We start from the raw sequence: 9,070 nt of genomic DNA, 5'->3' as shown, positions 1-9,070 counted from the left end.
GCCTGCTGCGCCGGGTCCGCGACTTCGCCACGTCCGACGGCGCCGAGCTGATCGACCGCCAGGCCGCCGCCTCGGCGCTGGCCCGGCTGGACGTCGACGAGATGGGCCTCGATGCGCTCGACCGCCGCTACCTCCGTGCGCTGATCGAGAACTACGCCGGCGGGCCGGCGGGCGTCGAAACCCTGGCCTACGCCATCGCCGAGGCCCGCGACGCCGTCGAGGACGTCATCGAGCCCTTCCTGCTGCAGCAGGGCTTCATCCAGCGCACCCCGCGCGGCCGCATGGCCTGCGCCAAGGCCTACGCCCATCTGGGTCTGATGGCGCCGAAGGGCGTCGGCCAGGCGCAGCCCGGAGACCTGTTCGACGAATGACCTTTTCCGCTCATCCCCGCGAAGGCGCGGACCCCTCCGCCGGCTGGCTGGTCGGCCGCGAGCACCAGCTGCCGGTGCGCATCTACTACGAGGACACCGACTTCACGGGCGTGGTCTATCACGCCAACTACCTGCGGTATTTCGAGCGCGGCCGGAGCGACTTCTTCCGGCTTGTGGGCGTCAGCCACTCCGCCCTACTGGAACGCCCCGACCCGGCCGCCTTTACGATCGTGCGGATGACGGTCGACTTCAAGCGGGCCGCCCGCATCGACGACGCGCTCCTGGTGCGCACCACCTACGACAGGCCGAAGGGTCCGCGGCTGTTCATCAGTCAACGGATCACCCGCGGCGATGCGCTGGTCGCGGCGGCCCAGGTGGAGGCCGCCTGCATCGACCTCAAGGGCCGCGCCCGCAAGCCGCCGCCAGGCCTCGCCGAAGCCCTGGCGCCGCTTTTTGACCCGGCGCCATAAGATCGCCACCGCACGCCCGCACCACCGCCCTTTCCCTGATTCCTGGAGCTCTTGGACCTCGCATGGATTCCGCCGCCGTCACGCCCGAGAGCTTTAATTTCGTCGTCCTGTTCATGCGGGCGGACTGGGTCGTGAAGCTGGTGATGCTGGGCCTGGCCCTCGCTTCCCTGTGGTCCTGGACGGTGATCCTCGACAAGACCTTCCGCTTCGCCGCCCTGAACCGCGAGGCCAACCGCTTCGAGGACGAGGTCGCCTCCGGCAAGAGCCTCGAGGAGGTCGCCGCCAAGGAGGGTGAGCGGCCCCGCCACGCCCTGCCCCGCATGCTGCAGGGCGCCCTTCGCGAATGGCGCGAGGCGCGCACGAAGGGCCTGGCCACCGACACCCAGACCGCCTTCCTGATCCAGCGTATCGACCGCGTGCTCGACGCCGCCATCGCCCGCGAAAGCGCCCGCGTCGAGGACGGCCTCGGCTCCCTCGCCATCGTCGCCACCGCCTCACCTTTTGTGGGGCTGTTCGGCACCGTCTGGGGTATCATGCACGCCTTCCAGTCGATCGCGATCCAGAAGAACACCTCGCTGGCCGTCGTCGCCCCCTCGATCGCCGAGGCCCTGTTCGCCACCGCCATAGGCCTTATCGCCGCCATCCCCGCCTACATCGCGTTCAACAAGTTCTCGACCGACGCCGCCAAGTTCGCCGGACGCCTGGAAGGCTTCGCCGACGACCTTTCCACCGCCATCCAGCGGCGGCTGGCGGAGCGGGGCTGAACCATGGCGCTCTCTGCCAACGACGCCTTCGCCGCCGGCGGCGGCAGGGGCCGCAGGCGCCGCGGCGGGCGCGGCCGGCGCGGCGCGCTCTCGGAAATCAACGTCACCCCGCTGGTCGACGTGATGCTGGTGCTGCTGATCGTCTTCATGATCTCCGCGCCCTTGCTGACCGTCGGCGTGCCTGTCGAACTGCCGAAGACCGAAGCCGGCTCCCTGCAGGACCAGTCCGAGCCGCTGACCGTCTCGATCCGCGCCGACGGCGCGATCTTCGTGAAGGAGGACCCGGTGCCGTTCGCCAGCCTGGCGCCGCGCCTGCACGAGATGGCCGGACCGGACACGACCAAGCCGCTCTACGTCCGCGCCGACGGCAAGGCGGCCTACGCCGTGGTGGCCCAGGTGATGGCGGCGCTGTCCACCTCCGGCTTCACCGCGATCAACCTGATCACCGACACCGGCGGTCCGTCTTCCGGGGCCAAGACCGCCGAAAACCCGAAACCCGCGGAGGCAGGCGCGCCGTGATCCGCCGGGAGCTCTCGCCAGCGCTGATGGGGTCCGTGCTGCTGCACGTGACTGTGGCCGCCGCCCTGCTGATCTCCTGGAACTTCGCCCGCGACCTGAAGGTGGGCTCGGTGGTGCCGGTGACAATCGTCTCCAAGGCGCCCGCCACCGACGTCCGGCAGGCCGAACAGGCGCCCGTCGAGCAGACCGCGCTCGCCGACGAGCCGGTTCCCCAGGCCCCGCTGGAATCGACGCCGCCCGCGCCTCAGCCCAAACCCGCGCCCCCGCCGCCCACCCCCACGCCGAAGGTGGTCAAGCCGACGCCTGCGCCGGCCCCCGCCAAGCCCGCGCCGCCGGCCAAGCCGGAGAAGAGCCTCGACCTCGACGCGCTATCCGCCAGCCTCTCGAAGCTGACCAGGCCCGCTGCCGCCAAGCCGTCCTCCGCGGCGAAGGGCCCGGCCCGGCCCGAGACCGCCGCCCAGGCGCGCCCGGCGCTCGGAACCGGCGTCTCCGCCGCGGCGCTCACCGGCCTTACCGACGAGCTGCAGCGCCGCTGGAACCCCAACTGCGACGTCGAGGGCGGCCGCGACGTGCAGGTGCGCGTGACCTTCGTGATCGGAGCCGGCGGCCAGGTGGTGGGCGACGTCGCCTCCACGATCAAGGGGGTCCAGACCCCGGTCTCCCGCACCGCGGCCGAGCGCGCGGTCAGCGCGGTCTATGCCGCCGCACCTTTCCGTAACCTCCCGCGGGAATTCTACGGCGATAAGATCGCGGTCAATTTCAACGCGCGCGAGGCCTGCTCCTGATGACGCCCCTTTCCAAACGGACCCTGCTGATGGCCTTGGCCGCCGCGCCCGCGGCCGCCCTGATCGCGCCGCCGGCCCGCGCCGAGATCGAGGTCAACGTCAACCGCGGCGACGTCCAGCCCCTGCCCATCGCCGTGCCGGCCTTCGGCGGCGGCCAGGTGGGCGCGGACATCTCCGGCGTGATCGCCGCCAACCTGCAGCGCTCGGGCCTGTTCCGGCCGCTGGATCCGGCGAGCTTCGTCGAGCGGGACCTCAACACCGCCGTGCAGCCGCGCTTCCCCGCCTGGAAGCAGATCAACGCCCAGGCGCTGGTCAACGGCCAGGTGACCGTGGTCGGCGGCCGGCTGCAGGTGGATTTCCGCCTGTGGGACGTGTTCGCCGAGCAGCAACTCTTGGGCCTGCAGTTCACGTCGAGCCCCGAGAACTGGCGGCGCGTGGCGCACAAGATCTCCGACGCGGTCTACGAGCGGCTGACCGGCGAGAAGGGCTATTTCGACACCCGCGTCGTGTTCGTGGCCGAGGCCGGCGGGCGCGGCAAGAAGACCAAGCGCCTGGCGATCATGGACCAGGACGGCGCCAACCCCAGCTACCTGACCGACGGCTCCGCGATCATCATGACGCCCAGGTTCTCCTCGACCAGCCAGGAGATCACCTACATGGAGCTTCGGCCCGAGGGCTCGAAGATCTACCTGCTCAACCTCGAGACCACGCGCCGCGAGAGCATCGGCGACTTCAAGGGCATGGTGTTCGCCCCGCGGTTCTCGCCCGACGGCGGCAAGGTGGCGTTTTCGGTCGAGCGCGGCGGCAACAGCGACATCTTCGTGATGGACCTGAAGAACCGGGTGACGGCGCGGCTGACCGCCGACCCTTCGATCGACACCTCGCCGTCCTTCTCGCCCGACGGCGCGAAGATCGTCTTCAACTCCGACCGCTCGGGCTCGCCGCAGCTCTATGTGATGGGGTCGGACGGTTCGAACCCGCGCCGCATCACCTTCGGCCAGGGGCGCTACACGACCCCGGTCTGGAGCCCGACCGCCGAGTTCATCGCCTTCACCAAGCAGGTGGGCGCCGAGTTCCACATCGGGGTGATGAAGCCCGACGGCTCCGACGAACGGATCCTGACCTCCAGCTACCTCGACGAGGGGCCCACCTGGGCGCCGAACGGCCGCGTGCTGATGTTCAGCCGCGAAACCTCCGGCGGGGTCTCGAAGCTTTGGACCGTCGACGTCACCGGCCGCATCCTGCAGCCGATGCCCTACCCGGGGGCCGGATCGGATCCGGCCTGGTCACCGTTGCTCAACTAGCCTTGCAACACAAAGCCTGACGATAGACTTATGTCCCTGCGCCGCTGGCGCGCTTTCGAAGGAGACCTTTCCCAATGGTCACGACCCGCAACGCCGGGAGCGCCTTGCGCCTGACGCTGACTGCCGCCGCAGCGCTTTCGCTCGCCGCCTGCGCCTCGCATCCCAAGCCGACCTATCCCACCGCGCCACCGGTGGCCCAACGGCCCGAGCCGCCGCGCGGGCCCAGCGGCCCGCCGCCCGCCGAGCCGGTGACCCAGAACGCCTTGCCGGGATCCGAGCGGGACTTCGTGATCAACATCGGCGACCGGGTCTACTTCGATTTCGACAAGTACGACGTCCGCAGCGACGCCGCCCCGCTGCTCGACGCCCAGACCGGCTGGCTGAAGCGCTATCCGGCCGTGCAGGTGCGGATCGAAGGCAACTGCGACGAACGCGGCACACGCGAATACAATCTCGCGCTCGGCGCCCGGCGCGCCAATGCGGTGCGCGAGTACCTGGTGTCCCACGGCGTCGAGGCGGCCCGCATCTCCACCGTCTCCTACGGCAAGGAGAAGCCTATCGACCCCGGCTCAGGCGATGAGGCCGACCAACATAACCGCAACGGTCACACCGCCATCGTCAGCGGCGCCCGGATGCAATGATGGCAGGACGACGCCTGCGCCCGAGCTTGCGGATCTTGGGCGCGGCGGCGGCGGTGGCGCTTGCCGCCGCCCCCCTTGCCGCGACGGTGGCGTTCGCCCAGACCCCGATGGACGACCCGCTGGACGCGCGAGACGCCAAGCGCGTAGACCGCATGGAGAAGGTGGTGCGCGAACTGCGCGACATCGTCTTCAAGGCCCAGAAGACCGGCCAGCCGGTGGTGGTCCAGCCGGCGGACACCGACGCGCGGATGGCGGAGCAGGCCACTCGCATCGCCGACCTCGAGCAGACGCTGACCAAGCTCAACGGCTCGCTGGAATCGGCGACCCACGAGCTCGATCAGGCGCGGCGCGACAACGGCGCCCTGAAGGCGGAGCTGAAGGCGCTGAGCGACCGGCTGACCGCGGACGAGCAGAAGGCGACGGACGCTGCAACGGCCGCGACCGCCGCCTCCGGGCCGCAGCCTCCACCCGAACCGCCCCCCCAGGGGGCCGACCCCAAGGCCGCGGCGGCGGACGCCTTCGCCAAGGCCCGTCAGCTGATGCTGAGCGGCGACTACGACACTGCCGAAAGCGCCTTCAGCGCCTACGTCACCACCTATCCGGAGACGCCGCGGACGCCCGAGGCGCGCTACTGGCTGGGCAAGACGCTGGCGGTGCGCGGGGACTATGTGAAGGCCGCCGGCGCCTTCATCGGCGCGATCCGCGGCTGGCCGCAGGCCACCTGGGCGCCTGACGCGGTGGTGGAGCTTTCGAGGTCGCTGGTGGCGGTCAAGAAGCCCGCGGACGCCTGTGAGACCCTGACCGAGCTGGGCCGCCGGTATCCCAAGGCGCCGGCCTCGGTGAAGACCCGCGCGGCGGCGATCCGCGCCCAGGCGAAGTGCAGCTAGCGCAAGTCCGCGCGACGCCTCAACTCGACCTGCAACTGACGGTCGGGCAAGTCCTCGACCGCCGCCTGCTGCACGACGATCCGCGCCCGGTGGCGGTCGCGCTGTCCGGCGGTGGCGATTCCCTCGCCTTGCTGCTGGTCGGCGCCGAATGGGCGAGCCGCGCCGGGCGCGGCCTCCTGGTGCTCACCGTCGACCATCGCCTGCGGCCCGAGAGCGCAGACTGGACCCAGGCCTGCGCCGCCATCGCCCACCGTCTGAACCTTCCGTTCCGCGCGCTGGCCTGGGAGGGCGAGAAGCCTTCGACCGGCCTGCCCGCCGCGGCCCGCTTGGCGCGCCACCGGCTGCTGGCGGACGCCGCGCGACAGGCCGGCGCGCGGGTGGTCCTTGTGGGCCATACGGCGGACGATGGGCTGGAGGCCCGGATGATGCGGGCGGAAGGCTCGACGACACCCGAGCCGCGCGAGTGGTCGCCCTCCCCGGCATGGCCCGAAGGCCGCGGCGTCTTCCTCCTGCGGCCAATGCTCGACGTCCGGCGCGCCGACATTCGCGACTGGCTGCGGATGCGGCGGGAGCCTTGGATCGACGATCCGGCCAACGAGGACACGCACTATGCGCGGCCCCGCGCGCGTCGGGCCCTGGCGCTCGGCGCGAGACCGCCCGGCGCCGCAAGCCGAGCCCCCGCGGCGGACCTCGCAATCGCGTGTCGGGCGGATCCCGGCGGCGGTCTCGAAATCGCTCGCGAGGCGCTGCGCGCCGCGCCCACCGACGCCGTCGCCCGCTTCGTTTCGGCCGCCTGCCTGTGCGCCGCCGGCACAGATCGCCCCCCGGCGCGTAGCAAGATCGAGCGGCTCACTGGGCGCTTGCGGAGCGACGAGCCCTTCACCGCCAGTCTGGCCGGCGCGCGCATCGAGGCCGGCGCTTCGCAGGTGCGATTCCTGCGGGAAGCTGGCGAATTTGCCCGCGGCGGTCTCGCGCCCCTGGGGCTTCAGGCCGGCGAGACCGCCGTCTGGGACGGGCGCTTCGAGGTTACGGTGCAACGCGCGGCCGAGATTCGAGCCGCGCCGCGTTCAACGTGGCCGCTTGTCGTCGGAAGTGACGGACAACTCGTTGAGGCTGAGATCAGACCGTTGGCCTACGAGCGCCTGCTGGCAGCCTGCGGGGTCCTGGAACGGGAACCCGCCTAGCGGCGCGCCGTCGCCAGCACGTGCTCGACGCCGCGCACGATCGGGTCGGCGAAGCGGCGACCGAGCAGGCTCGCGTGGCCCGCGCCGGCGACGTGCTCGATGTAGCCGTTGCGGGAGGCCAGCGCCGGGAGCATCTGCACCGCCTTCAGCGCCGTGCCGGTCTTCTGCGCGCCGGCGGTGATCACCGCGATAGGCAGGCTGGGCGGGAAGTCGGCGGCGCGGGCCTGGTCGGAGGTCGTTCGCCACTGGCCCACCTCTTCGGCCGCCCACCGCGCGTGCGGCGCCGAGCCGTGGATGCGCCGCTTCTCGGCGGCGGCCTCCGGCGTGAGGCCGATCCGGTTTCCGGCGAGCACCGCCACCGGCCGCATCATGCCGAACCGCGCGCCCTGGCTCGCCCAGCCGAGGAGGCGGGAGAAGGCCGCGACGGCCTTGGCGCCGATCGGTGAGGCCATCACCTCCGGGACCACCGCGTCCACAAGCACCACGCCCAGCACCTGCCGGGTGTGGGTGAGCGCATAGAGCCGCACCATCAGCCCGCCCATGGAGTGGCCGACGAGCACCACCGGGCCGTTCTCGTCGATCTCGCGCAACAGGGCCGCAAGATCGGAGACGATGGCGTGACCGTCTCGCGGCCTGGGTCCCGGCTCGGAATGGCCGAGGCCGGCGCGGTCGTAGGCCAGGCTCGCCAGGCCCTTGGCGGCCAGGCGCTCCTGCACCACCGCCCAGTCGGCGGCGCAACCGAAGGCGCCGTGTTCCAGCACGATGGTCGGCCGGTCGGTCGCGGGCCCGGCGCGGACGATGCGAAGCCGGCGTCCGCCGACATCCACCATTTCACCCCTGGGCGCCTTGGCGGGAGCCTTGGGCGGGGCCTTGGAGCGGACGACGGACATCGGCGGGCGGCGCTCAGCTCGCCTTGACGAAGGGCTTGGGCCGGCGATTGCCGCCCTGGCGCGCGAACATCCAGCCGGGGTATTCGGACGGCAGCTCGCTGACCTCGTCGAGCCGGGCCATCTCCTCAGCGCTCAGCGTAAGGTCGACCGCGGCCAGGTTGTCCTCCAGCTGCTCCAGGGTCTTGGCCCCGATGATGACGCTCATCACCGCCGGCTTGTGCAACAGCCAGGCCAGCGCCACGCGGGCCACCGACACGCCATGCGCCTCGCCGATCTCGCGCATCACCTCGACGACCTTCCAGGCGCGGTCCTTGTCGACCGGCGGAAAGTCGAAGGTGGTCCGCCGCGACCCCTCGGGATTGTTCGAGCCGGGCCCGAACTTGCCGGAGAGAAGGCCGCCGGCCAGCGGCGACCAGACCATCAGCCCCAGCTGCTCGGAGGTCAGCATCGGGACGAGCTCGCGCTCCAGGTCGCGGCCGGCGATGGAGTAGTAGGCCTGCAGGGTCTCGAAGCGAGCGTAGCCCTTGGCCTCGCTGATCCCCAGCGCCTTGGCGATCTTCCAGGCCGTCCAGTTGGACACGCCCACATAACGGACCAGCCCCTGGCGGGTGAGGTCGTCCAGCGCCCGCAGCGTCTCCTCGATCGGGGTGACCACGTCGTTGCCGTGGATCTGGTAGAGGTCGATGTGGTCGGTCTGCAGCCGCTCCAGGCTCATCTGCACCGAGTCCATGATGTGGCCGCGCGAGGCGCCGCGGTCGTTGGGGCCCGGACCCATCTCGCCGAACACCTTGGTGGCGATCACCACGTCCTTGCGCTTGACCCCGATGTTCTTCAGCGACTGGCCCAGCAGCCGTTCGGACTCGCCGAAGGAATAGACGTCGGCGGTGTCGATGAAGTTGACCCCGGCCTCCAGCGCGCGGCCGACAATGCCGTCCACATCGCCCTGCTGCAGGGCGCCGATGGCGCGCCACATCCCGGAGTTTTCGGACCCGCCAAAGGTCATCGTCCCCAGGCAGATTTCGGACACATAGAGGCCGGTCCGGCCGAGCTGGTTGTACTTCATGCAGCGATCTCCCTGGGGCTCGCCGACATATGGTCAGGCCAAGCCATACCGTCGAGGGGAGGACGTCGAATTTCGCCGCGATTTATAGGCCGAGCGTGGCGCGCGGGCGCCCGTCGGCGCCGATCGTCACCGTGGCGTTCATCGCCGAGTCCGCGGCGCTGTCGGCGACGTCGGCCTCTTCGCGCGCCGCCA

Annotated in this window: 11 protein-coding genes; 9 read left to right on the top strand and 2 right to left on the bottom strand. The window is 71.1% G+C overall.

Translation table 11 applies throughout. From position 1 onward, the window contains the following. From JWP28_RS09695 to tilS, 9 genes are all read left to right on the top strand, one after another. The coding region (locus tag JWP28_RS09695; RefSeq protein ID WP_299542475.1) for a Holliday junction DNA helicase RuvB C-terminal domain-containing protein at positions 1-371 on the top strand (371 nt) is incomplete at its 5' end. Then, a complete protein-coding gene (locus JWP28_RS09690; protein WP_299542473.1) occupies positions 368-841 on the top strand; it encodes a YbgC/FadM family acyl-CoA thioesterase in 474 nt (157 codons plus the stop codon). The genes JWP28_RS09695 and JWP28_RS09690, both read left to right, overlap by 4 nt. Positions 842-903: 62 nt before the next feature. After that, on the top strand, positions 904-1,605 hold the full coding sequence (tolQ, locus tag JWP28_RS09685) for a protein TolQ (protein ID WP_299542471.1): 702 nt from the start codon (positions 904-906) through the stop codon (positions 1,603-1,605). A 3-nt stretch (positions 1,606-1,608) separates the two neighbouring features. Then, a complete protein-coding gene (locus tag JWP28_RS09680; protein ID WP_299542469.1) occupies positions 1,609-2,124 on the top strand; it encodes a biopolymer transporter ExbD in 516 nt (171 codons plus the stop codon). Further along, complete coding sequence (locus tag JWP28_RS09675; protein ID WP_299542467.1) at positions 2,121-2,909, top strand: energy transducer TonB; 789 nt, start codon at positions 2,121-2,123, stop codon at positions 2,907-2,909. The genes JWP28_RS09680 and JWP28_RS09675 overlap by 4 nt, the downstream gene beginning before the upstream one ends. Next, positions 2,909-4,213, top strand: a complete 1,305-nt coding sequence (gene tolB, locus JWP28_RS09670) for a Tol-Pal system beta propeller repeat protein TolB (protein WP_299542465.1) — start codon at positions 2,909-2,911, stop codon at positions 4,211-4,213. Before JWP28_RS09675 ends, tolB begins: the two co-directional genes overlap by 1 nt. A gap of 74 nt (positions 4,214-4,287) precedes the next feature. Then, positions 4,288-4,854, top strand: a complete 567-nt coding sequence (gene pal / locus JWP28_RS09665; protein WP_299542463.1) for a peptidoglycan-associated lipoprotein Pal — start codon at positions 4,288-4,290, stop codon at positions 4,852-4,854. Between the two features lie 26 nt (positions 4,855-4,880). Next, entirely contained in the window at positions 4,881-5,741 is an 861-nt protein-coding gene (ybgF, locus tag JWP28_RS09660; protein WP_299542461.1) for a tol-pal system protein YbgF, read from the top strand. A gap of 89 nt (positions 5,742-5,830) precedes the next feature. Next, entirely contained in the window at positions 5,831-6,925 is a 1,095-nt protein-coding gene (tilS, locus tag JWP28_RS09655; protein WP_299542459.1) for a tRNA lysidine(34) synthetase TilS, read from the top strand. Here the strand turns inward: tilS and JWP28_RS09650 are convergent. Both JWP28_RS09650 and JWP28_RS09645 read right to left on the bottom strand, forming a co-directional pair. Continuing rightward, positions 6,922-7,815 carry an alpha/beta fold hydrolase gene (locus tag JWP28_RS09650; protein ID WP_299542457.1) on the bottom strand — a complete coding sequence of 298 codons (894 nt, stop codon included), beginning with the start codon at positions 7,813-7,815 and terminating at the stop codon, positions 6,922-6,924. The two genes, tilS and JWP28_RS09650, sit on opposite strands and share 4 nt — an antisense overlap. A 13-nt stretch (positions 7,816-7,828) precedes the next feature. Then, positions 7,829-8,878 carry an aldo/keto reductase gene (locus JWP28_RS09645; protein ID WP_299542455.1) on the bottom strand — a complete coding sequence of 350 codons (1,050 nt, stop codon included), beginning with the start codon at positions 8,876-8,878 and terminating at the stop codon, positions 7,829-7,831. Positions 8,879-9,070: the final 192 nt, after the last annotated feature.

Origin of the sequence: Phenylobacterium sp. (assembly GCF_028290885.1) — a bacterium.
In the GTDB taxonomy this organism is placed as follows: Bacteria; Pseudomonadota; Alphaproteobacteria; order Caulobacterales; family Caulobacteraceae; genus Phenylobacterium.
This window is presented reverse-complemented; position numbering and strand designations above follow the sequence as displayed.

Bases quoted from the DNA above. Each gene is read 5' to 3' on its own strand.
- JWP28_RS09650 (WP_299542457.1), bottom strand. From the start codon at position 7,815: ATGTCCGTCGTCCGCTCCAAGGCCCCGCCCAAGGCTCCCGCCAAGGCG.
- JWP28_RS09690 (WP_299542473.1), top strand. From the start codon at position 368: ATGACCTTTTCCGCTCATCCCCGCGAAGGCGCGGACCCCTCCGCCGGC.
- JWP28_RS09645 (WP_299542455.1), bottom strand. From the start codon at position 8,878: ATGAAGTACAACCAGCTCGGCCGGACCGGCCTCTATGTGTCCGAAATC.
- JWP28_RS09680 (WP_299542469.1), top strand. From the start codon at position 1,609: ATGGCGCTCTCTGCCAACGACGCCTTCGCCGCCGGCGGCGGCAGGGGC.
- pal (WP_299542463.1), top strand. From the start codon at position 4,288: ATGGTCACGACCCGCAACGCCGGGAGCGCCTTGCGCCTGACGCTGACT.
- tolB (WP_299542465.1), top strand. From the start codon at position 2,909: ATGACGCCCCTTTCCAAACGGACCCTGCTGATGGCCTTGGCCGCCGCG.
- tolQ (WP_299542471.1), top strand. From the start codon at position 904: ATGGATTCCGCCGCCGTCACGCCCGAGAGCTTTAATTTCGTCGTCCTG.